Origin of the sequence: Sorangium sp. So ce185 (assembly GCF_051526825.1) — a bacterium.
In the GTDB taxonomy this organism is placed as follows: domain Bacteria; phylum Myxococcota_A; class Polyangia; order Polyangiales; family Polyangiaceae; genus Sorangium; species Sorangium cellulosum_D.
Map to the genome: position 1 here is coordinate 8,990,523 of NZ_CP150316.1, position 22,835 is coordinate 9,013,357.

Here is a 22,835-nt window from a genome sequence, read left to right on the forward strand (position 1 = left end):
CTGAGCTCAGGGTCTCGGTGCTCTCGGTATCCGCTGCGATGTCCGCCCTCTCTCAGGGTGCATGGGGGACGGACGCCCCGCCCGCAGCAGAGGTCCAGTGGGCGTATGCGCTCGTCGCCGCCCTCGGGTACCTGCCGGCCGCGATCGAGATCGCCGCGGCCACGCTGCGGCGGACGGGGATGTCGGCCGAGGCGTATCTGCGGAAAAATGCAACGCACCTGGATCCAGGAGGGCCTGGGGACGAGATCCTGGGCGTGGTCTTCGGTGACGCGCTGGAGTCGCTCGGCGAGGAGGCGCGCGGCGTGGTGCAAGCGCTCGCCGTGCTCCCCGCGGCGGGGGTCCCGCTGGAGGTGGTCGCGGCGGCGGCGGGGAAGCCCGCGCCCTCGGCCGCTCGGCCGCTTCATCTGCTCGTGCATGGCCGGCTGGCGTCGCTCGATCAGGCCACGCAGACCTACCGGGTGACGCCGCTCGTGCGCGCCGTGGCCCGCAAGGACGTGGCCGGCGACGCGGGGCGCTGGGACGCGCTGCACCGCGGGGCGGCGGACGCGATGCAGGCGCTCCTCTTCTGGACGGCCGCGGTCGAGGGGCGGCCCGAGGCGGCGATGCGCCGGCGCGTCGCCTGCGAGGTGTTCGCGGCCCTCGACATCGCCCCGTTCCGCGACGGCGCGCGCGGCGGAGGCGTGCTGGCGCGGGCGCTCGTCGACGCCTGCACGGTGCTCGATCTCGGGCTCCCGACCGAGGTCCAGCAGCGGCTGCTCGAGGAGGCGGCGCGCCTCGCCGGCGACGCGCTCCCCGAGCTCGGCGCGCGCGCGCTGGCGGCGCTCGAGGGGGCGCGGCGCGCCGAGCTCGCGAGCAAGCGGCGGGGCACCTTCGGGACGCTCCGGGCCACGCCGGCCGCCCGCGAGCGCGGCCGCCCAGGTCACCGCGACGTCCTCCGCAAGGCGGTGCGCGCGAACGCGCAGCGCGCCGCGGCGCGGAGCGCGCCGGTCGAGGACGACGCCCTCCGCGGCGCGAAGGAGCTCCTCGCGCGCGGCGCGCTGCACGTCCGCGAGGGCGCGCTCGAGGCCGCCGCGTCCGACTACGGCGAGGCGCTCGCCGCGTTCGAGGCGGCGCCGGCGGCAGGAGACGGGCGCGGCCAGGCGACGGCGCTCCTGCTCCGCGGCGACCTGCGCCGGCGGCAGGGGGACCTCGCGGCCGCCACGCGCGACGTGGAGCGGGCGCTCTCGGTGTTCAGGGCGGCGGCCGACCGGACCGGAGAGGCGATGGGGCTGCTCGCCCGCGGCAACCTCCGGCTCGACCAGGACGACGCGCAGGGCGCGGCGAGCGACTACGGCTGCGCGCTCACGCTCCTCAGGGCCTGCCGCGATCGCCCGGGCGAGGCCAACGTGCTGAAGGCGCGCGGCGATCTGTGCTTCCGCGAGGGGGATCTCGCGGGCGCGGCGCGCGACTACGACCGGGCGCTCTACATCCTCGAGGGCGTGGAGGAGCGCGTCCTCAGCCAGCTCCGCTCGCCGCCGAGCGGCGCCGAGGAGCGCCGCGGGGCGAGCGCCCGCGCCCCGCGCGAGATCCTCCCGCAGGCCGAGCTCCTCCGGGCGCTCGGCTGCGAGCAGACCCACGCGCGCACGTGGCAGGCCCGCGGCGACCTCCGGCTACGGGAGCGCCAGACGGCGCTCGCGGCGCGCGACTACGGCAATGCGATCCTGCTCTACCGGGACAGCGGTGATCGGCGCGGCGAGGCCGCCGCGCTCAAGGCCCGCGGCGACCTGCGCCGCGAGCGGGGCGCGCTCCCGGGCGCGGAGCGCGACTACGAGGATGCGCTCCGGCTCTTCGAGGCGCTCGGGGACGGCGCCGGCCAGGCGGCCGTGCTCAAGGCGCGCGCCGACCTGCGCTGCGAGCGGGGCGACACCGCCGGCGCGGCGCTCGACTACACGAGGGCGCTCGCCCTCTTCGACGCGACGGGCGACCCCGCCGGTCAGACGAGCGTAAAGAGCGTTCTCACGAGCATCGCGCATCGCGAGGACTCGCCTCGCCCGGCCACAGCGGCTGTCCCGCGTTGAGGGCGCGGGTCGCGCGGGTCGCTGGAGCGACCCGCGCGCCTGGGCCGCGACATCGAGGCACCTTTACGCCGCTCGTTACGCCGCCCGACCCGGGCGAGGTCGGGATTCGCCGCTCACCGATGGATGGCGCGTGACGCCGCGTCACGAGCGCTGGATCGTTCCTGCTTTGTGACTTCGTTGTTCGTCCGTCCTGCGCTAGGGTTCCGCTTGTCCGGATAATTCGCCCCGGCACCGAGGTGGCCCCGTGCGACGACGCCGCTCCTTCGTCGGTATCAGCTTCGCTTTGCTCTCGCTCCTGCCCAGGGCGGCCCTCGCCTCGCCGACGGTGACCGGCTCCACGCCGGAGCTCGGGACGTGGGATGCGCGCCGCGGCGCGCCGCTCCGCGACGACGGGATCGCCCCGGACAGGGCGGCCGGGGACGGCGTCTTCACGGCGGCCGTCTCGTTCGCGGCGCCGGGAGACGTCGAGTACAAGATCTCGCGAAACGGCGTCGATCTCGCGGACGGCGGCGCCGGGGCGGCCAGCGGCGAGAGCCTGCGTTTCACGCTGGCCGGCGGGACACCGCCCTACGATGTCACCTTCTACTACGACAAGCGCGACCTGACCGCACAAGGGTTCTTGCCGGCGACCGAGTCGGCCTCGGACTCGCGCAGCGCCTCGCTCGACGAGGGCGGCGCACCGCAGGTGTGGGTCGCCGTCGGAGACTGGCAGAGCTCCGTGGGCGACACCGACTGGAACCCGTACTCGTCCCTCACGGTCGCGCGCGACGACGGCGCCCTCGGCGATCGCGTCGCGGGCGATGGGATCTATACATACCGCTTCGTGGCCCGGACGGCGCTCTCCGGCGCGTCCTTCAAGTTCGCGGCGCAGGGCCCCTGGAGCACGAGGCTCGGGGCGAACGGCTGGAGCTACGCCCCGCGAGACTCCTCGAGCGGCGCGTTCAGCGCGGCGGCGGGGCAGGTCGTGACGCTGGAGCTCGACGCGCTCCACGGCCGGATGCGCGCGCACGCGTCGAGCCCGGCGAAGCTCCTCCTGACGGAGCTCCTCGTCCACCCGACGGCCGCGGAGTTCGTCGAGATCTATAACCCGGGCAGCGCGCCGGTCGATCTGTCGGACTACTACCTCGCGGACTACCGCTTTTATTATCAGCTCGTCACGCCGGACCCGACGCTCCCGAACACGAATGATTTCCTTGTGCGCTTCCCGGATGGCGCCGAGATCGCCCCCGGTGAGGTCCAGACCGTGTCGCTCGGAGGGGCCGAGTGCTACCGCATGGGGTGCAACGAGAGCAGGTCGTTCAACGGCTGGGGCGCGCCCCCTACCTACGAGATCCAGAGCGCCGGCGGCCCGGAGGGCAAGTCGGCCGCCGGGGTGCCCGACATGCGGCTGCCGATCCCTGGATCGGTGGGAGAGACGCGCGGGCTGACGAACGATCATGAGTGCCTGATCCTCTTTTACTGGGACGGCGTGAGCGATCTCGTGAAGGACGTCGATTACGTCTTTTATGGCGTGACGGGGGCGAACACGCCTGTCAACAAGACGGGTGTATCGATCGACGGGCCGGACCCCGGGGCCACGCCGAGCGCCTACCTGGACGACGCGGCGGACGACGCCGCGCTGCACGCGCCGCTGTCGGCCGCGAACGGGAGCTGCCGGCAGGACTTCACCGAAGGCGCCCAGAGCGCGAGCGGGGGGAACGGGGTGACCGGCGCGATCGAGACCGGCGAGCCGACGTCGTCGACCTGGGCCGCGTGCGCCGTCCCGACGCCCGGCGCCATCGACTTCGACGGCGACGGCGTGCTCGCGGGCGACAACTGCCCCCATGCGGAGAACCCGCGTCAGGAGGATCTCGACGGCGACGGCGCCGGCGACGCCTGCGACCCGGACGACGACGACGACGGCGCGCTGGATGGCTCGGACAACTGCCCTTCCATCGCCAACTCGACCCAGCGCGACACCGACGGCGACGGCGCCGGCGACGCCTGCGACCCGGACGACGACGACGACACGGTCCTCGACGCCGACGACAACTGCCCTCGGACGCCCAACGCCGATCAGCGGGACTCGGACGGCAACGGCGTGGGTGACGCGTGCGACGCCGACGACGACGGAGACGGCGTGAACAACGACGCGGACAACTGCCCCACGGCGGCGAACCCCGGCCAGGAGGACTCGGACGGCGACGGGACCGGCGACGCCTGCGACGAGGATCTCGCCGACTCGGACGGCGACGGCGCGCTCGACGGCATGGACAACTGCCCTGACGTGAAGAACCCGGACCAGGCCGACACCGACGGCGACGGCGTGGGCGACGCGTGCGACAACTGCGAGGCTCGAGAGAACGCCGATCAGGCCGACACCGACGGCGACGGCGCAGGCGACGCGTGCGACGCCGACGACGACAACGACTTCGTGAGGGACGTCCACGACGAGTGCCCGACCGAGCCCGGGCATGCGTCGAACCACGGTTGCCCAGGGGGGGAGGGCGGCGGCGGGGCGGCCTCGGGCGCGGCGAGCTCGTCGAGCGAGGCGTCGTCGTCGTCGTCGTGGGGCAGCAGCGGCGGGCTCGGCGGCGGCGGACCCGGCTGTGACTGCCACGCCGCGGGTGGCGCGCCGTCGGGCGGCCCGCTCGCGCCGTGGCTCGCGCTCCTCGGCGGCATGCTGCGGCTCGCGTGCGGCCGGCGACGCGCGTGAACGCGGCGCTGCGTCAGCCGTCGAGCCACCGCACGCGCGAGCTCGAGCGTGCGGGCGTTGTCCGGGACTCGCTCCACGGCGAGGGCGGGCTCGCCGCGCCATCCATGAGCTCCTAGCTCCCTCGCTGCCGCTCGAGCCGCTCTCTCATCCAGTTGGGGATCCGCTCGGCCGCCTCGATCGCCCGCGCGAGCGCCGCCTTCCCCTCGGCGTGGCGGCCGCGGCGCGAGCGCGCCCGCGCCCGCGCCTCGATCACCTCGATCTGCTCCTGGCCCACGGAGCAGCGGGCCGACCGCCCCTCGAGCTCATCCCATTCCTCGTCGGTGGCGTCGCGCGTCGCCAGGTCGATCATCGACCACAGCACCTCCTCCGCGGGGGCCATCTCCAGGCCCCCGCGCCCCGCGGCGATCGCCTTCGCCTGCTGGGCCCGGATGGTCTCGATGATCTCCCGCGCCTTGTCCTCGTCGCCTCGGTAGAGGAGCAGCCTCGCCTGGAGGAGCTGCGCCCAAGGGCGCGCCTCCTCCCCCCGCTGCTGGCGCTCCAGGTGCGCGGCCCGCTCCACGTGCGGCATCGCCATCTCGAGGTTGCCCACCATGTACAGGTACTCGCCGAGGTTGAACTCCCCCATGAGCTCCATCGCCCCGAGGCCCAGCTCGCGCGAGAGGGCGAGGAGACGGCACATGTCCAGGATCATGCCCTCGTTGTCGCCGAGGCACGCGCGCAGGAGCGCCCGGTTGTTGATGGCCGGCCCGAGGTGCAGGAGATCGCCGCGCGCCTCGCACATCCGGATCGCCCGATCCAGCGCCGCCCCGGCCTCGTCCAGCTTGCTCAGCCCCTGGTAGATGAAGCCGAGGACGAGCAGCGACACCACCAGCGTCTCGTAGCCCGCGTCGCCAAGCGCCTCCGCCTGCGCCGCCGCGCGCTCGAACTCGCGCGCCGCCTCTTCCTCCCGGCTCTCCCGGTGGAGCGACAGCGCCGCCCCCATCGACAGGCGCGCCGAGAGCGCCGGGGGCAGCTCGCCGCTCGCGAGCGCCTTCGCCTGCTCCACCCGCTCCTTCGATCGCCCGTAGTCGTCCATCCAGTCGAGCGTGATGGCCTCGTCGAGCAGGATCTCGATCTGCTCGATCGCCTCCCCCTCCTCGATCGCCATCGCGCGCGCGCGCGCGAGATCCCCGAGCGCGTCGTGGTAGCGGCCGAGCCGGTAGCGCATCAGCCCCCGGCCCCGGTAGGCCGCCCTCCGCCGCGCGCCGCGATCCGGGGCCGGCTGCGCCAGCGCGCGGCTGTAGTGCAGCTCCGCCTCCATGTAGGCGTGCCGCTCCCGCGCCCGCTCGGCCAGCTCCAGGTAGGCCGCCTCCGCCACCGCCGAGAGCCCCGCCTCGGCCGCGTGGTAGGCGATCTTGAACCGCCGCTGCTCCCGGCTCTCGTGCGCCGCCTCGCGGTGGTGCTCGTACGCGGCCAGGTGGATCCGCCGCCGCTCGCCCTCGGCGACCCCCTGCGCGATCGCCTCCCGCATCAGCGCGTGACGGAACCCGAGCCGGCCCTTCCGATCGGCGACCAGCACGCCCGCCTTGAGCAGCCGCTCGGTCCCGACCCGCGCGTCCAGCGGGAAGGCCGCGCCCTCGCCGCGCCGATCGAGGTGGCTCAAGACGCCCGCGATCTCGTCGGGCGACACCTCGGCGCCGAGCAGCGAGACGAGCCGCGCGTGCGCCCCGAGCGCCGGCCCGAGCGCCTCGATCTCCCCCTGCGCCAGCGGATCGAGGAGCGGCAGCGCCGGCAGGCGCTCGAGCTCGTCGGTCGCCAGGTACCACGCGTCGCCCCGCGGGTGCCGGCGCAAGATCCCCTCGCGCTTGAGCCCGTGCACGAGCTCCACGAGGAGCAGCGGCACCCGCTGCGCCCGCTCGATCAGGCGATCGATCGCCGACTCCGGCACGTCCCGCGCGGGCAGGAGCAGGCGCCGGCAGAGCGCCCGCGCGCTGTCGGCGTCGAGGGGATCGAGCCGCACGACCTCGCGCCGCGCCGCCCGCTCGCCCCAGGAGGGCTGCGCCTCGGCGAAGGCGGGGCGCCCCATCGCGCACACCCAGAGCGGCGCGGCCCCGTCCCCGAGCGCCGCGTACTCGAGCGCCGCCAGCGTCACCTCGTGCGCGAACTGCGCGTCGTCGAGGATGACGACGGCCGGCGCGGCCGCGGCGCACCGGCGCAGGCACTCGCCCGCCGCGCGCACGCACGCCGAGCGCAGCGCGCCGGGAACGGCCTTGAGCGCCTCGACGTCCCGGAAGAACTCGCCGCCCGTCCGCTCGTCCACCCACCCGAGCGCCATCGCCAGCCCCGAGCCGAGCTCCTCGCCGAGCGCGGAGCCGAGCCGCTCCGCGAGCGCCGCGCGGACGCCGCTCTCGGGGGGCGCCTCGGGGATGTCGAGCGCCTCGCGCACGAGCTCCTGGAGCGTCGCGTCCGCGACGCCGCTCGTCGGCTCCCGCCCGCGCAGATCGATCAGCCTGGCCTGCGGCAGGCGCTCCCGGAGCTGCCTGACGAGCTCGACGAAGAGGCGGCTCTTGCCGTAGCCGGGCTCGCCGATCACCGACACGACCGTCGGCTGCCGCAGCCGGAGCGCCTCCTCGGCGCTGTGGACGAGGTGCTCGAGGACCTCGCGGCGGCCGATGAGCGCGCCGGGGCCCGTCGTCTCCCGCGCGTCGTCGCCGGGCCGGGGCTCGCCATCCCCCGCGCGATCGTCCTCCGGCGCGGCGAGGGACGCCTCCGGGAGCGCGGCCGCCGCCGCGGGCGTGAGGAACGGCCCCGGCGGCCCGGAGGCGGCCGGCCACCGCTCGGCGCGCGAGAAGAGCGGGCTCAGGAAGCGCCGGGCCCCGCCGGGGCGGGCCTGGACCGACACGGGCGCGAGATCGATGAGCACCCGCTCGCACAGCCCCGCGCGCAGGAGCTCGTCGGCCGCGCGCCTGGCGTGGCGCGCCGGGCTCGCCGCGCCCTCGTGGCCGAAGACCGCCGCGTAGCGAGCGCCGGACGCGTGCGCGAGCTCGCCGCCGAGCGCCCGGACCCTGCGCTGCACGGCCATCCGATCCGCCGCGCCCTCGAAGAACAGGAGCCCCACCGCGCGGCGCTCGGCGCCGGCCACGGAGCGAGGCCCTCCGTGCTCGCTCGCCGTGAGCTCGTCGCCGAGCGCGCGCTCCAGCGCGGCGCGGAGCTCGGTCGCGCTCGCGAACCGCTCGCCCCGCTCCTTGGCCAGGCACCGGTGCACCACCTCCTCGATCGCCCGCGGCACGGCCGCGCGCGCCGACAGGCGCGTCGGCCTGCGGCTCCGGTGATCCTCCAGCACCACCGCGCGCGGCCCCCAGAACGGAGGCCGGCCCGCGAAGAGCTCGTACAGGATGACGCCCATCGCGTAGATGTCGGCGCGCGCGTCGAGATCCGCGCGCCCGGCGGACTGCTCCGGCGCCATGTACTCCGCGGTCCCCAGGGCGAGGTCCTCGTCCTGCGCGCCGTCGCGCCGCCCCACGACGCGGGCGATGCCGAGGTCGATGAGGGTCGCCTTCCCCGAGCGATCGACGAAGATGTTCTCGGGCTTGAGATCGCAGTGCACGTAGCCGCGCGCGTGCACGGCCTCGAGGGCCGCGAGCGTCGCGAGGCCGAGCTGGGCGGCCTCGTCGAGCCGCGGCGCCGGCCGCGCGGCGAGGCGGGCGGCGAGCGTGGGCGCGGCGACGAGATCGAGCACGGCGTACGGGGAGCCGTCGTCCAGCGCGCCGCGCGCGTGCACGGCCGGCACGTGGGGGGGGCCCACGGCGAGGAGCGCCTCGATCTCGCGCCGGAGCCGCGGGGCCGCCCCGCGGCGATCGGCGCGCGCGAGCTTGATCGCCGCCGGCTCCCCGCCGCCCTCGGGCTCGGCCTCGAACACGGTGCCGAAGCCGCCCTGCCCCAGGACCCTGCGCGTCCGGTAGCCCGGGAAGCGCGGCAGCGAGACGGGGACGACCTCGGTGATGTCCGGCGGGCTCGCCTCATCGCGATGCGGCTGCGGCGGGCACTCGGGGCACGAGCCCGGGTTCCGCCGCCCGCACGACGGGCAGCGCCGATGGTCCGGAGGTGCGCGCTCGGGATCCTGGTTCCGCTGGACCTCGGAGCCCATGCCGCATTTTACGGCGGCAGGAAGGACGTGATCACCACATCCGTGCGCGCCGAGGACGAGATCGCCGGGTTGTCGAGGCATTGGGAGTAGAAGCCGCCGTCGGCGACCACCGCTTCGCACACAGTATCGCACGACCCCGCGAGCGCGATGGGGCCGCACGGCTCCGTGATCGGCGCCCCGGTCGCCGGGTCGGGCTTGATGTGACCTGCCGCACAGTCACGCTTCAGCGCCCGCGCGCGCGCGACGCCTGCCGGCGAGTGGCAGGCCCGTAGGTAGGGCGTCGAGCTGAACAGGTTGCCCCAGAACGCGCCCTCCCTGACCGAGTAGGTCGAGCGCTCGTTCCACGACGAGCCCATGGATACTTGGCTCGCGCGCAGGGAGATCATCACCGGGACGCCGTAATAGTTCGTGCGCGCGGCGAGGCACGCGGAGATGTAGCGCTGGTAGAAGGGATCGGTGAGCGGGCCGTACACCCACCAGTCCACGATCCCGAGGTAGCCGCTGTACGTCTCCTGTCGGCTCGTACCGCCGCTGTCGGTCCACGTGAACGAGAACGACTGGTCCGGCCGGAGCGCACAGCTCACGACGTACTGGAGGAGCTGCCTTGACAAGGCGCCCTGAGGTCCTGGATCCTGGATGGCTGCGAGCGCGGCGGCGCTGAGCGCGCTGGGCTTGAGCGCGTTTGCGCCGAGCAGGCTCGGGGTGAGCGCGCCGGAGAGGAGCGCGTTCCGGTTGATGATATTGGACAGGGCGCCGTTCCCAGCCACGACGGCGCCCTCCGCCTCGCCGATCGGCTCTTCGAGCTCTTCGTCGGCTTCGTCGTCGATCTCGGCCCCGATGCAGGCGGTAGTAACCAGAGGTATTGCGAGCAGCGCAACAGTCCGTGTCCAGCAAAGGAACATCTTGTTCCCCCTTTCAGCGACGGGTCCCGGCCGGCGGTTCAGTGTCGAGGTGCGGCCAAGTTTAAGTTACCATTTAGAAACGCTCCTGAGTATACCGGTTCATCAAGATCATCCTCGAAGGGGGACAGCGGCGCGCGCGGCGGCCCGTGACGCGCCGCACGGTGGGGCAAGATGACGAAAGAGGACGAGACGAGGCCGTTTTCGGAGGTCGAGCGGGCCAGCGCGCGCGGCGAGCTCCCGGCGGGGACCCTGGCCGGCGAATACATCCTCGAAGGATTCATCGCGCGCGGCGGCTGCGGGGTCGTCTATGCAGCGAGGCACGCCCGTTCAGGGAGGCCCGCCGCGGTCAAGGTGCTGAGCGAGGCGGTAGCTCACTCGCGCCGCGTGGTCGAGAGATTCGCGCGCGAGATCGAGGCTTTACGCCTGATCTCCCACCCCAACATCGTAGAAATTTACGAAGTAGGTGAGCTGAACAACTATCAGCCGTTCTACGTGATGGAGCGCCTGGAGGGGCAGACGCTCGACGCGCTGATCAGGGCCGAGACCCGGCTCGCGCCGCGGGAGGCGCTCGATCTGTTCGAGCCCATCTGCGCGGCGCTCGGGGCCGCGCACGCCGCCGGCATCATTCACCGCGACGTGAAGGCGAGCAACATCTTCATCTGCTCCGGCAAACCACGCACCGTGAAGCTGCTCGACTTCGGCATCGCGAAATTGATGGGGCCCGAGGAGGGCTCGACCTGGCTGACCACCGCCGGAAGAATGCCCGGGACGCCATCGATCATGGCGCCCGAGCAGATCCTGGGCGGCCCCATCGATGCGCGGGTGGATGTTTATGCGCTCGGAGTGCTTCTCCATCGCATGCTGGTCGGAAGATTACCATTCCACACACATGACATGGACGAGATGGTGCGGAAGCACCTCGAGGAGCCGCCGATGCCCCCGAGCTTGCGGGTGCCGCTTCCTCTCGAGCTCGACGCGGTGGTGCTGCGTTGCATGGAGAAGCGGCGGGAGCGGCGGTTCGGCTCGGTCGAGGAGCTGGTGCGGGCGCTCCGGGAGGCGATCGGCGAGCCCGCGTCGGGGACGAGGGGTGGGCCCGATCCGACGCAGCCGGCGGTGGGCGTGTACCTGGAGGTGAGGACGGGCGGCGGCTCCGACGATCTCGACGACGCGCTCGCGGCGGACATCGGGCAGGTGCTCGACATGGCCGAGTCGCAGCTCGAGCGCGCGGGGTTCATCCTGGCCTCGACGACCGGCAACGAGGTGCTCGGCGTGCGTCTCTTGCCCGCCGGGGCGGACGCGGAGCGCGACGAGCGGCGCGCGGCGCTCCGGGTCGCGGCGGCGCTGCACGAGGCGGTGGTTCGCCGCGCGGGGGCGGACGCGCGCGTGCACGTCAACGTGAGCGTCCACGCGGACGACGTGCAGGTGCGCCCGGCGGCGCAGCCCGAGATCCTGGGGGGCGCGCTGATGTGCGCGGGCGAGTGGGCGCCGGCCGGCGAGGAGCCGGGGGTCTTCGCGACGCCGAGCGCGACCGCGGGCCTCGTCGGCGAGGAGCTGCGCCCGATCCGCGGCGCGTGACCCGCCGCGGGCGCGGCCCGTGACCGCGGCGGGCGCCCGCGCTTCCGGGCGCGTCAGCGGAGCGCGTGGGTGCGGGTCATCCGGTTCGCGAACGTCGACAGCGTGTAGGTGCCGATGCCGACGATCACCTCGAGGGCCTGCTCGGCGGTGAAGCCCGCGCCGAGGAAGGCGTCGAGATCGGCGTCCGAGACCTGGCCGCGCTCGCGCAGCGTCGCCTCGGTGAACGCCGCGAGCGCCTGGAGGCGCGCGTCGGGCGCCGGCCTCCGCTCGAACAGCGCCGCGGCGACCTCGGCGGACGCGCCCGCGCGGAGGAGCAGCCCGCGGTGCATCGCGCGGCAGAGGTCGCAGCCGTTCTCGCCGGCGACGACCATCACCACGACCTCGCGCTCCACCGGCGAGAGCGTGGCCCCCTCGAAGATCGAGAGGAGCTCGTCGAAGGCGCGCACGAGGAGCGGCGAGGTCGCGAAGCGCGCCGAGGGCAGCGGGAGGAAGCCGAACTTCCGCGAGGTGCGCTCCAGCGCGGCGCGGGCCGCCGCGGGCGCCGTGTCGAGCGTGTGCGCGGGGAAGTGAGGGGAAGCAGCGGCCTGGCCAGGGGGAGCAACGGTCTCGGTCATGCGGGCGTCTCCTGAGTTGGTTGTCAATGCAATCAATTGGGGATGAAGCGGCCGGCGCGGGGGCTGGGCCGCGCTCAGCCCTCGGGCTCGAGGTTCGCGAGGATGCGCTGGAGCGTGCGCCGGGTCGTGAGGAGATCCTCCTCCGGGATGCCGGCGCGCAGCTCGTCCACGAGGGCCTTCGCCTCGCCCGACAGCGCCTTGCGCAGCGTCCGCCCGCGCGACGTGAGGTAGACGAGCCGGGCGCGCCGGTCCGTCGGGTCGCGCCTCCGCTCGACCAGCCCGTCGCGCTCCATGAGCGCCAGGATCCGGCTCATCGTGGGCACGTCCCGGAAGGTGCGCTCGGCCAGGTGCGTCTGCGTGACGCCCTCCTGCTCCCACAGGCGGACGAGCACCATCCATTGCTCCGGCGTGATCTCGACGCCGTGCGCGCGGAAGCGCCGGTACATCGCGGCGCGGGAGGCGAGGTACACCCGCGCCATCCAGTAGCCGAGGGCGTTGTCGAGGATGATCCCCCCTTCGGCCGTGAACTGGTCGCGCATGATGGCCGAGCGTAGCGCCGAACAATTAATTGTCAATACAACCAATCGTGCGACGCGCGGCGCGGGGCTCGCTGGCGCGGCCGGCGCGGGCCGCCGTGCGGTCATGGCGGCGCAGGCGGCGACCAGCGCGGGGCTCGCCGCGGCGTGGCCGGCGCGGCCGAGGAGCGGCGTCGAGAGGATGCTCGACGCTGGCGACAATCGAGCCAGGGTCGTTGGCCTCTACGACGACGGGGTGTCGGGGGCGAACGGCCGTCCGACTCGACCTCCGCGCCCGTGCCGAGCTCGGACGCGGCAACCGCACGAGCCGGTCGGCGATCTCGGAGGTCGCGAATCAGCGCCGGCGCGCGCGCCGAGGCTGGTGCCGTTGCCTCGCCCATGGTATCGGCCTCTGTTCGAAGCTCGCTCATGACGAGTCTCGCGGCGCTGTGCGGAGGGTCCTAGATGCGAAAGATTCATATTGCTTTGGGTGTGAGCTCAATCTCGGAGTCCATCACGGATTACACGCAGCGCCTGGCGGCCCAGCCGCAGGTGATCGTGCCGGGCCAGTACGCGCTCTGGCGCACCGACGTGGTGAACTTTTCGATTCGCCAGCTCCCCGATGGCGGGGCTCCGGGGTTGCGTCATCTGGGGTGGGAGGACGATGACGCCAGCGCCTTTTCCGAGGCTCGGGATTGCAATGGCATTCTCTGGGAGGAGTTCGGTCCCGAGCACCAGCTGCAAGAGATCCTTGGGCTCTGGCCCGATGCCCAGATCAAGCGCTGACGTTGAGGTGGCGATGAACCGGCCGGAAGAAGCTCGACGCCCGGCGTCTGGAAGGCCCCGCCTCGGTAGCTTGCACGGCGGATAGGTCGCCGGCCGCCGTCGCGGCGGCGGCGCCGTGAGGTGCGTGACGCGACGATCCAGTCAGAGCGCTGGGTGGGGCCAAGCACCCGCCGTCCCGCGAAAATCGGCTCATGGGAAGAGGCCGCAAGGGCGCATGGGGCGCAGGGGGCGCAGGGGAAGAGAAGGATATCATCTCTCTTCCCCTGCGCCTCCGCCCTTGCGGTCCCTCTTCTTACTGCATGCTTGCTGCATGCCGTACCCTTCCAGCTCGCTCGCCCACGTCCGTCCGCCTCGACCTCCGCCAGCTCGGCCGCGACGATGTGCAACCCGCTGCGCTCAGCTCGAGCTCGCCTCCGGGCCGGGACGAGGTTGACGAGCCGTAGCCGCAGGGACGCAATCTGTGCCCTGAATCAGAGTTGACACCGCCCCTCCGCACGCGCATCTGGAACGACCTGGAGGATGGGCATGCGCCACAGGCTGAAAATGAAGGCGATCCCTCTGCTTATTCCTCTCGGTCTCACGGTGTGGGCGTGCAACTACGACGTGGGCGAGTGCTATCTTAGGGGGACGGAAGGCACAGGGGCCGGAGAACCATACCCACCCGGGTCAGCAGCTACGGGGGACCGGTTCGGAAACGGCGACGACGTGGGGAGCGGAGCCGATGAGCAGATGGCAGGGTGCACGCCCGACAAGACATGCACAGACATGTTCGTCGATTGCCAAGAGATCGGCGGCAAGTGCATCACGGGATATCCAGGCTGCGACAAATGGCGCCACACATCGTGCAGGAGCTGCTTTGAAGCCTGCCAATCGGGCACACCATACCCGCCAGCGTGCAAATGCAGATCGTGTGGATTCAGATGATGAATGAGCCGATACAGGGCGCAGTCTACGTCGCCATGGGCAGGGTTGCCGGAGCAGCTCTGGCCAAGGTTGCATCCCCCGTCGTGGTCGACGATGACGAGCTCCTGCTGGGGCCATCGAGGCTCGATCCTGAACGTCATCGCGCTGCGCGCGTCAGATACTTGGGTGGAGAGCCGTCCACCGATCTCAATGAAGAGCTCACGCGTCCTGATGGGCCGCCGGTCTGCGTGGCGCTTCCGCCGACACCAAGCGGCCTGATGAGCCTCTGTCGAATCTGTGCTTCCGTCGTCGAGCGCGGGCGCGCGCTGTTCATCGTCGATCTCAGCCCGGACGCCGCCGGAGCATCTCCGCAAGGGCCCGGCCCGGGCAGGGCCATATACCTCAATGTCGCGGATGCTCTGCTACGCAAGCCGCCCGTGGTCCAATGGTCGAAGCTCGAGACAGCCCTCGCGGCGACGCTCTGGAAACTGTGGTGCCGCCGCTCGCCCGTCGCCTTTTCCAGGTTCTGTGCATCTGGGAGCACGTTCCACCCGCAGCTGGCCAACCTTGGGCGCTATCATGCCGGACTCTTTCCCCGACGGGCAGCCCATGGGCTCTACCTGTCGCGCTTCGACGAGCTCCTCCTGCGACAGCTATCGCAAGAGTGGCTCTCGCCGGTCAAAGTTTTTGCCAACGCGATCAACGCAAAATCCGAGCTCGATGCATGGTTTTCACACACGGGAGATCTGTACGTCGCCGAACGGCTCAATGATTGGTATCGCCATACGCGAGGCCGTATCATCGAACGTCGAGACGCGCATCATCCGAGACCTTCCGAGATGACGAGATGGTGCTTTCGATGGCGTGCGGGGGGCGAGGCGATCCTCGAGGCGCTGCCGAGCCTACAAGCGGCCCCGCCTGTATCCATTGGAGGCGCTACCGCGTATGATCCCGACCACCCATGGGTATGCCGACTCGATGCGCGGGGCACGCCTTACCTGAGCCGATTCGACGCCGCATCGTCAGGCGACAGGCTGGAATAGGGCGTATCCGATAGCGCCCGAGACGAGGGACGCGGCCGCGCCTCTCACGCGGCGCGCGCGGTCGCCACGAGGCCGCCGGCCGCGACGAGGGCGCAGGCGGCGAGCAGCGCGGGGCTCGCCTCGGCGTGGCCGGCGAGGCAGAGGAGCAGCGTCGAGAGGATGGGCGCGCCGTAGGCCAGCACGCCGAGCTGAGAGACGTCGCCGTGCTTCGTCGCGTGATCCCAGGCGAAGAACGCGACGCCCACGGGGCCGAGCCCGAGCGCGAGCAGACCGAGCGCCTGGCCGGCCGTGGGCGCGACCGTGCGCTCGAACGCGAGGTGCCCGGCGAGGCCGAGGGCCGCCGTCGCGGCGCAGGGGCCGACGAGGGCGTCGGCGGGGACGTCGGCGAAGCGGCGCTGGAGCACGGAGTACGTCGACCAGAGGAGCGCGCATCCGAGCGCGGCCGCGTAACCGGGCAGGTGCGCGGCGCTCGGGATCACGGCGCCCCCGGCGGCGAGGACCGTCCAGACGCCCGCGAGCCCGAGCAGCGCCCCGGCCACGTGCCGGAGGCGCAGGCGGCCGCCGGGGAGCGCCGCCGAGAGCAGGACGATGAGCAGCGGCCACAGGTACGAGATCACGCTGACCTGCACGGGCGGCGCGACGGTGAGCGCGTAGAAATAGAGGGCGTGATAGCCGAACAGGCCGCCCACGCCGACGAGCCACCACCCGAGCGGCTGGCGGAGCACGCCGAGGCCGGCGCGGCCGCGCCGGGCGAGCCGCGCCGCGCCGAGGAGCGCCGCGATCGCGAAGGTCGACGCGAGCACCTGGAGCGACGGCAGGCCGCGCACCGAGGTCGAGAGCAGCGTGAAGCTGCCCCAGAGGCAGATGGCCGCGACGCCCGCGAGGGTGGCGGCGCGCGGCGAGGGGCGCGCCGCCGATGTCGCCTCAGGCAGGGCGCGGGAGGCCGCCTCCGGCAGCGCGCCGGGTGTCGCATTCGGCAGCGCGCGGGAGGCCGCCTCCGGCAGCGCGCCGGGTGTCGCATTCGGCAGCGCGCAGGGGGCCGCCTCCGGCAGCGCGCGGGGAGCCGCCTCCGGCAGCGCGGGAGAGATCGGATCCGACATGGCGCGGAGAATGCCGCGCGGGCCGGCCGCCGTCTTGGCCCAGGCTCCGCGGTCCTGTGCCGGGGCTGCGGCGCGCGCTCGCGCCCGCACGCGCGCCGCCCGGCTACGCGCCCCCGCGCCGCGGCTCGGCCGGCCGCCCGGACCGGGCCCCGCGGCGCAGGGCGGCCGGGGTCACGCCGCGGCGGCGCCGCAGGCTGCGCGTCAGGCAGCTCTGATCGGCGTAGCCACAGCGGAGGGCGATCTCGGCGATCCCGAGATCGGTGCGCGACAAGAGCTCCGTCGCGCGCGCGAGGCGCACGTCCGCGATGCGCGCCTGCACCGTCGTCCCGAGGACGGCGCGGAACAGGTGGTGGAGGTGCCCGGGGCTGAGCTCCGCGCGGGCAGCGATGTCGGCGACGGTGAGCGGCTCGTGCGCGTGCTCCTCGATGAAGCGGAGCGCGCGGCGCAGCTTCTCCGGAGCGCGCGCGGCGCCGCGATCGCCGCGCTCGGCCAGCGTGAGCACGAGCAGCCCCGCCCACTGCCGGCGCAGCGCGACCGAGCCCGCCCCATCGAGCTCGGCCGCCGCGGCGTGGACCAGGAGCGCGGCGGCGGGGTCGAGGGCGACCGGCCCGCCGGCGCTCCGCTCGAACCACGGCGCCGCGCCGAGCGCCTCCGCGGAGGCGGGCGGCACGTCGATGACGAGGAAGCGGTTCCGGTCCGACGCCGCGAAGGCGTGGCGCGCGTCGCACGGGACGAGCACCCCCGAGCGCCCCGCCGCCCGGAGCTCGCGCCCGGCCATCGCGATCGAGAGCGCGCCCTCGACCGGCAAGACCAGCTGGTGGTGCGCGTGCCGGTGCGCGACCACCTCGGCCGAGTAACGCTGGACGCTGAGCTCGACCTCGCCCATCGCGCGCCATGATCTCACGCGCGCCGCCCGCGCGCCATGCGCGGCGCCGACCCGCGGGAGATCGCCGGAGATCGCAGGCAGACGACGCCGCCGGCCCGCCGGAGCCCCGGAGGAGCAGGGCCCCGCGCGCCCGCGGCGGAGCGCGTTTCGCTGGACGCTCGGCCGCGGTTCGCCAATCTTTGGACGCATGAAGCTCACGGGCATCGCCGCAGAAACCGTGCAGATCGTGAGCCGGGGCGAGTACACCGCGCCCTCGGGCGCGACGGTCCGCGTCCGCGACCGCGTGCTCGCCGCGGTGAAGGGCACCGCGCTTTACCGGCCCGGATCCCTCGACACCTGGGAGCCGAAGGAGCGCCTCGAGCGGCCGGCGAGCATCGAGGTGACGGGCGAGACCACGGGGGCGGCGGGCCGTCGGCTCGCCGAGCAGGAGGGCGAGGCCCGCGTCGCGGCCCTCAACTTCGCCTCCGCCAAGAACCCCGGGGGCGGGTTCCTGCGCGGGGCCAAGGCCCAGGAAGAGGACCTCGCCAGGTGCTCCGCGCTGTACGCGTGCCTGGTCGAGCAACGCGAGTATTACGACCAGAACCGCGCCTCGGGGAGCTTGCTGTACACCGATCACCTCATCTACTCGCCGGACGTGCCGTTCTTCCGCGACGAGCAGCACAACCTGCTGGAGCGGCCCTTCGCGCTGTCGATCATCACCGCGCCGGCGCCCAACGCCGGCGAGGCGCTCGAGCGCGACGAGGGGGTGGAGCCGGACATCCGCGCGGCCCTGGAGCGCCGCGCGGCCATGGTGCTCGCGGCGGCGGGCGCGCACGAGCACCGGTGCCTGGTCCTCGGCGCCTGGGGGTGCGGCGTCTTCCGCAACGATCCGGGCGAGGTCGCCGACGTCTTCGCCCGGTGCCTCGAGCACCCGCGCTTCCGCGGCGCGTTCTCGCGCGTGGTGTTCGCCGTGTACGACCGGGGCGCCGACCAGCCGAACTACCGAGCCTTCCGGGATCGGTTCGCGGGGGCGTAGGCGCGCGCCGTCGCGGGCACGACCGCGCGCACCGCACGCGCCCGCACGCGGGCCACATCGTGGGAGACATACGCCCGGGCTGCGCCGAGGTCGCTTTTCCGTCTAGCTTCAATGGAAACGTCGAGAGCCATCGAGGACCGAGCTCGCGCGATTGCTGCTTTCGATTGTCGGACCGTGATGGAGGAGCGAAAATCACGGTTCCGCCTTGAAGACGATTGGCAGCATCTTCGCCGTACGCCTCGCGACGGCCGTCTTCTCCCTGTCGCTCCCGCTCCTCGGCGGGTGCGCGAAGACCGCGCCCGCGCCGCGGGCCGCCCGGCCAGCGGCCCCGGCGCCGCTCCTCCAGCGCTTCGCCAGCGAGCCCGCGCCGGCGCCGCGCTTCCTCGATCCGGAGCGCGGGCGGAAGCTCCGCGCGGCCGCGCCCGAGGTGCAGGCGCTGGCGCAGCGCACCGCGGAGCGGGAGCGCCTGCCCGCCCTGGCGCTCGGCGTCGTCATCGACGGCGAGCTCGCGATCCAGAAGGTGATCGGCGTGCGCGACGTCGCGCGGGGCGGTGCGGTCGACGAGCACACGCGCTTTCGCATCGGCTCGATCACGAAGGCGCTGACCGCCGCTGCGGTCCTGCGGCTCCGCGACGAGGGGCGGCTGTCGATCGACGCCCCGGCGGCCCGCTACCTGCCCGCGCTCGCCGGCGTCGTCTACCCGACGCGCGACTCGCGGCCGATGACGGTGCGCGACCTGCTCACGCACAGCTCCGGCCTGCCCCGGCTCGGCGTGTTCTCCCCCGCGTCGACGGCGCGCGACGTCACCGAGCGCGAGATCCTCGCCACCCTCGACGGCTTCGGGCTCGAGAGCGCGCCGGGCACCGAGACGTCCTACTCGAACCTCGGCTACTCGCTCCTCGGGCTGCTCGTCGGGCGCGCCGCCGGCGTCCCGTACCGGCGTTACATGAACGACGCGCTGCTCGCGCCGCTCGGCATGCGCGACGCCGCGTGGGACGCCGCAGCGGTGCCGCCCGACGCGCTCGCGTCGCCGCACGTGCGCGCGGGCGACGAGGTGACGCCCATCCAGCCGTGGCGGCTCGGGGCCTCCGAGTCGACCGCGGGGCTCTACGCGAGCCTGTCCGACATGGGCCGGTTCATCGGGCTCCAGCTCGCGGCCTGGCCCGCCCGCGACGCGCCCGAGACCGGCCCCCTGCGGCGGAGCACGCTGCGCGAGTCGCACATGATGGCGCGCAACGGCTCGGCGTTCCCGGCGGCCGGCGGCGCCGACGGCCCCGGGCTCGGCTGGCACGTGCGCGAGGACTGCGACCTCGGCCACGTGGTCTTCCACAACGGCCTCATCGACGGCTTCTCCGCCTCGGTGATGATCCTCCCGCAGCGCGGCGTCGGCGTCGTCGCGCTCGCCAACGTGGCCGGCGCCGCGCTCGAGCCGCTGAGCGCGAAGGTGCTCGGCAAGCTCGAGGCGACCGGCGCGATGGTCGCGCGCGTCGTCCCGCCCTCCCCGCCGGTGCGCCGCGCGGCGCAGGCGGTCGCCTCGGTCATCGGCCGCGCGCGGATGGAACCGCTCGATCGCAGGCTCCGGCCCGGCTGGTTCCCCGAGGATCACCTCGCGTCGCTGCGGCAGGAGCTGCGGGACGTCGGCGCGAGGGTGGGCGCGTGCGCGCTCGACGGCTCCGCGATGGTTGAGAGCGCCACGTCGGCGCGCTTCGGCCTGCGCTGCGAGCGCGGGGCGCTCTCGGTGGCCGTGCGCGTGGACACCTCGCCGGACCCGCTGATCACCTCGCTCAGCGTCGAGGAGCAGACGGGGGCGATCGCGTGGGAGGGCCTCCGCGCGCGCGCCCGCCCGGCGCGCTGCCGCTGAGCCCGCCGGCGGCCGGCCATCGCGCCACACCTGTGGCAGAGCGCCCCCACACGAACGCGCGGCTGAGCTCGCGATGACGGCGTGACGGCGACGTCCGGAAGCGACCTGTTTTCCGGGGCTGCCGTGCGGCTGGCTCGCGCCGTGCATTGGGCCGCCACCGCTCACACCAACGGATTTGCCGTTGTTCCGAGACTCCGGGACACCGGAGCTCGCTTCAGCGCTGCCACGCCCGTCTCGGGCGGCAGCGAGGAGACTGATCACATGCGAACTCTCGTTCACTCTCTTGCGCTCTCGACCGTGCTCGCTCTCGCCGGATTCGGCTGTTCCAGCAACTCGCAGCCTCCGCAGAGCCCCGCTGGCTCCACCTCCCCGGGCACCACGGAAGGGACTCAGTCGCCCTGGGGCTCTGACGCGAGCGGCGCCGGGACGAACATGGGGACGAGCGGCGCCATGGGCGCTCCGGGGACCGGCAGCAGCACGGGCCAGCCCTCGACGGGCGGCATGGGCTCGGGCACGAGCGACATGGGCGCTGGACAGGGGGCTTCCGGAACGGGCATGGGCACCGGCGCCACCGGCACCGGGACCAGCGGGATGACGGGCACCGGCACCACGGGCGCCACCGGAACGACCGGCACGCCCGGCACGACCGGCACCACGGGCACCACGGGCACCAGCGGCACCACGGGCAGCAGCGCGACGGGCACCGGGACGCCGGGCGCGGGCACGGGCGCGGGGGTCCCCGGCGGCTTCCGCGGCGACACGAGCAGCGGCACGCAGTCGCCCACCACGAGCCCGCAGCAGGGGAATCAGCAGAACAAGAAGGGTGGAACGACCGGGACCGGCACCGGCACCGGCACCGGCACGCAGAGCCCGGGCACGAGCCCCGGCGCCACGGGCACCACGCCGGGCTCCGGCGGCATGCGCTGATCCGGCGCGGCGGCCGCCGTCCTCGCCCGGCGGCCCGGGCCCGCCCACGAGCGACCCGGCGCCGCGGTCGCCCGCGACGTCGGCGCGCCGGGCGAGACAGGCGCTGAACGAAGGAACCGCCAAGGCGCCACGAGACGCGGAGAATTCGCTCTCTCGGCGTCCTTGGCGCCTTGGCGGTTTGTCTGTCTCTCCCTTTCGTCCGATCACCGCCCCGGCGCGGCGGCGGCTCACCGCCCCGGCGCGGCGGCGGCGGCCCCCGAGGCCGGGCGCCTCCCGCGCCGGGCTGGCCGGATTCACCCGGTGATCGCGGCGGTTGCAACCACCTCGCGCAACATGGTATTCGGCTCGACCGGTCCCGAGGATCGGCTAGTCTAGTCGCGCCCATCGCTCCGGGCGTCGAACCGTCCCCCTCACCTGCGGAGGTCCGCTTGAAGCACAACGACGTGGTGGTTTTGATCCTCGGCGGAGGCGTCGGAAGCCGCCTCTACCCGCTCACCAAGCTGCGCTCGAAGCCAGCGGTCCCGACCGGCGGCAAGTACCGCCTGGTCGACATCCCGATCAGCAACTGCCTCAACTCGGGCTTCAACCGGATCCACATCCTCACGCAGTACAACTCGGTCTCTCTCCACAACCACATCACGCAGACGTATCGATTCGACGTCTTCTCCGCGGGCGCGGTGCAGATCCTCGCCGCCGAGCAGACGCCGACCCACAGCGACTGGTACCAGGGCACCGCCGACGCGGTCCGCAAGCAGCTGGTCGAGGTCAAGTCGCCGAACCCGCGCGACGTCATGATCCTCTCGGGCGACCACCTCTACCGCATGGACTACGAGCCTTTCCTCGCGCGCCACCGCGAGACCCGGGCCGACGTCACGCTCGCGGTGCGGCCCGTCCCGACCGCCGAGGTGTCGCGCCTCGGCATCGTGGACACCGACGACGACGGGCGGGTGGTCAAGTTCGTCGAGAAGCCGAAGGACATGAAGCTGCTCGACGGCGTGCGGCGGCTCCCCGATCCGAAGAACCCGTGGCTCGCCTCGATGGGCGTCTACATCTTCAGCGCGAAGGCGCTCTACGAGATGCTCGAGCGCGACAACGCCTCCGACTTCGGCCACCACATCCTGCCGCGCGCGCTCGACACCCACCGGATGGTGACCTACACGTTCGACGGGTACTGGGAGGACATCGGCACGATCCGGAGCTATTACGAGGCCAGCCTCGCGCTCACCGACTCCAATCCTCCGTTCTCGTTCTACGATCCTCAGCGGCCGATCTACACCCGCCCGCAGTTCTTCCCCCCGGCCCACGTCAGCGCCGGCTCGGTCCTCGACCAGGTGCTCCTCGCCGAGGGGAGCCGGATCATCGAGTCGAAGATCTCCCGGTCCGTCGTGGGGCAGCTCTCGTCGATCGGGCCCCACGTCACGATGTCGAACACGGTCATGATGGGCGCGGACTACGAGGTCCTGTTCCAGGGCCACGCCGCCGACAGCGCGAGAGGCCTCCCGCCCATCGGCATCGGCCGGGGGTGCAGGATCGACGGCGCGATCATCGACAAGAACGCGCGCATCGGCGAGGGCGTGGTGATCCGCAACATCCCCGATCGCGAGGACGCCGACGCCGAGTACTACGCGGCCCGCGAGGGCGTCGTCGTCGTCCCGAAGAACGCCGTCGTCCCCCCGGGCACGGTCATCTGAGCAGGCCGCCCGCGCGCCGCGCGAGGCCGGCGCGAGCTCGCCCGCGCAGGTCGGCGCCGCGGCGCCCGGGCGCCCCGGACAGGCCGACCCGAGGCCGCCGGGCATGGCGCCCTGCGCCATCGGGGCCGCGGTCGCCGCG

At 73.4% G+C, this 22,835-nt stretch carries 15 protein-coding genes; 9 read left to right on the plus strand and 6 right to left on the minus strand.

Annotated features, from left to right (window positions below; all coding sequences use genetic code 11):
* Positions 1-38: 38 nt before the first annotated feature.
* Together WMF26_RS32870 and WMF26_RS32875 are read left to right on the plus strand one after the other, a co-directional pair.
* Positions 39-2,057 (plus strand): hypothetical protein, encoded by a 2,019-nt coding sequence (locus tag WMF26_RS32870; RefSeq protein ID WP_437995946.1) that lies wholly within the window; start codon positions 39-41, stop codon positions 2,055-2,057.
* 244 nt (positions 2,058-2,301) lie between these two features.
* On the plus strand, positions 2,302-4,752 hold the full coding sequence (locus WMF26_RS32875) for a thrombospondin type 3 repeat-containing protein (RefSeq protein WP_437995947.1): 2,451 nt from the start codon (positions 2,302-2,304) through the stop codon (positions 4,750-4,752).
* Between the two features lie 112 nt (positions 4,753-4,864).
* On the opposite strand, the gene WMF26_RS32880 is transcribed toward WMF26_RS32875, so the two are convergent.
* Positions 4,865-8,878, minus strand: coding sequence for a serine/threonine-protein kinase (locus WMF26_RS32880; protein WP_437995948.1), 4,014 nt, complete (start codon positions 8,876-8,878; stop codon positions 4,865-4,867).
* A gap of 8 nt (positions 8,879-8,886) precedes the next feature.
* Positions 8,887-9,645 (minus strand): hypothetical protein, encoded by a 759-nt coding sequence (locus WMF26_RS32885; RefSeq protein ID WP_437995949.1) that lies wholly within the window; start codon positions 9,643-9,645, stop codon positions 8,887-8,889.
* 306 nt (positions 9,646-9,951) lie between these two features.
* Here WMF26_RS32885 and WMF26_RS32890 point away from each other — a divergent pair, with 306 nt between their 5' ends.
* On the plus strand, positions 9,952-11,355 hold the full coding sequence (locus tag WMF26_RS32890) for a serine/threonine-protein kinase (protein ID WP_437995950.1): 1,404 nt from the start codon (positions 9,952-9,954) through the stop codon (positions 11,353-11,355).
* Between the two features lie 53 nt (positions 11,356-11,408).
* Here the strand turns inward: WMF26_RS32890 and WMF26_RS32895 are convergent, their stop codons facing one another.
* Positions 11,409-11,969 (minus strand): carboxymuconolactone decarboxylase family protein, encoded by a 561-nt coding sequence (locus WMF26_RS32895; RefSeq protein WP_437995951.1) that lies wholly within the window; start codon positions 11,967-11,969, stop codon positions 11,409-11,411.
* Between the two features lie 74 nt (positions 11,970-12,043).
* Positions 12,044-12,508, minus strand: a complete 465-nt coding sequence (locus WMF26_RS32900; protein ID WP_437995952.1) for a MarR family winged helix-turn-helix transcriptional regulator — start codon at positions 12,506-12,508, stop codon at positions 12,044-12,046.
* 441 nt (positions 12,509-12,949) lie between these two features.
* Here WMF26_RS32900 and WMF26_RS32905 point away from each other — a divergent pair, with 441 nt between their 5' ends.
* Positions 12,950-13,270: a hypothetical protein gene (locus WMF26_RS32905; RefSeq protein ID WP_437332297.1), complete on the plus strand. Its 321-nt coding sequence runs from the start codon at positions 12,950-12,952 to the stop codon at positions 13,268-13,270.
* Between the two features lie 893 nt (positions 13,271-14,163).
* A complete protein-coding gene (locus tag WMF26_RS32910) occupies positions 14,164-15,216 on the plus strand; it encodes a hypothetical protein (protein ID WP_437995953.1) in 1,053 nt (350 codons plus the stop codon).
* A 44-nt stretch (positions 15,217-15,260) separates the two neighbouring features.
* On the opposite strand, the gene yddG is transcribed toward WMF26_RS32910, so the two are convergent.
* Together yddG and WMF26_RS32920 are read right to left on the minus strand one after the other, a co-directional pair.
* A complete protein-coding gene (yddG, locus tag WMF26_RS32915) occupies positions 15,261-16,316 on the minus strand; it encodes an aromatic amino acid exporter YddG (RefSeq protein ID WP_437995954.1) in 1,056 nt (351 codons plus the stop codon).
* A 103-nt stretch (positions 16,317-16,419) separates the two neighbouring features.
* Positions 16,420-17,202, minus strand: a complete 783-nt coding sequence (locus WMF26_RS32920) for a helix-turn-helix domain-containing protein (RefSeq protein ID WP_437950120.1) — start codon at positions 17,200-17,202, stop codon at positions 16,420-16,422.
* A 187-nt stretch (positions 17,203-17,389) separates the two neighbouring features.
* On the opposite strand from WMF26_RS32920, the gene WMF26_RS32925 reads away from it, so the two are divergent.
* From WMF26_RS32925 to WMF26_RS32940, 4 genes are all read left to right on the plus strand, one after another.
* Positions 17,390-18,217 (plus strand): TIGR02452 family protein, encoded by an 828-nt coding sequence (locus WMF26_RS32925; protein ID WP_437332301.1) that lies wholly within the window; start codon positions 17,390-17,392, stop codon positions 18,215-18,217.
* A gap of 205 nt (positions 18,218-18,422) precedes the next feature.
* The gene (locus WMF26_RS32930; RefSeq protein WP_437950122.1) at positions 18,423-20,078 is read left to right on the plus strand and encodes a serine hydrolase domain-containing protein; all 1,656 of its coding nucleotides are present in this window, start codon (positions 18,423-18,425) and stop codon (positions 20,076-20,078) included.
* A 261-nt stretch (positions 20,079-20,339) separates the two neighbouring features.
* Entirely contained in the window at positions 20,340-21,005 is a 666-nt protein-coding gene (locus WMF26_RS32935) for a hypothetical protein (protein ID WP_437995955.1), read from the plus strand.
* 428 nt (positions 21,006-21,433) lie between these two features.
* Entirely contained in the window at positions 21,434-22,696 is a 1,263-nt protein-coding gene (locus tag WMF26_RS32940; protein WP_437995956.1) for a glucose-1-phosphate adenylyltransferase, read from the plus strand.
* The last annotated feature ends 139 nt before the right edge of the window (positions 22,697-22,835 follow it).

Coding starts and splice junctions, on each gene's coding strand:
- WMF26_RS32870 (WP_437995946.1), top strand. CDS start 39: ATGTCCGCCCTCTCTCAGGGTGCATGGGGGACGGACGCCCCGCCCGCA.
- WMF26_RS32880 (WP_437995948.1), bottom strand. CDS start 8,878: ATGGGCTCCGAGGTCCAGCGGAACCAGGATCCCGAGCGCGCACCTCCG.
- WMF26_RS32890 (WP_437995950.1), top strand. CDS start 9,952: ATGACGAAAGAGGACGAGACGAGGCCGTTTTCGGAGGTCGAGCGGGCC.
- WMF26_RS32895 (WP_437995951.1), bottom strand. CDS start 11,969: ATGACCGAGACCGTTGCTCCCCCTGGCCAGGCCGCTGCTTCCCCTCAC.
- WMF26_RS32900 (WP_437995952.1), bottom strand. CDS start 12,508: ATGCGCGACCAGTTCACGGCCGAAGGGGGGATCATCCTCGACAACGCC.
- WMF26_RS32905 (WP_437332297.1), top strand. CDS start 12,950: ATGCGAAAGATTCATATTGCTTTGGGTGTGAGCTCAATCTCGGAGTCC.
- yddG (WP_437995954.1), bottom strand. CDS start 16,316: ATGTCGGATCCGATCTCTCCCGCGCTGCCGGAGGCGGCTCCCCGCGCG.
- WMF26_RS32920 (WP_437950120.1), bottom strand. CDS start 17,202: ATGGGCGAGGTCGAGCTCAGCGTCCAGCGTTACTCGGCCGAGGTGGTC.
- WMF26_RS32925 (WP_437332301.1), top strand. CDS start 17,390: ATGAAGCTCACGGGCATCGCCGCAGAAACCGTGCAGATCGTGAGCCGG.
- WMF26_RS32935 (WP_437995955.1), top strand. CDS start 20,340: ATGCGAACTCTCGTTCACTCTCTTGCGCTCTCGACCGTGCTCGCTCTC.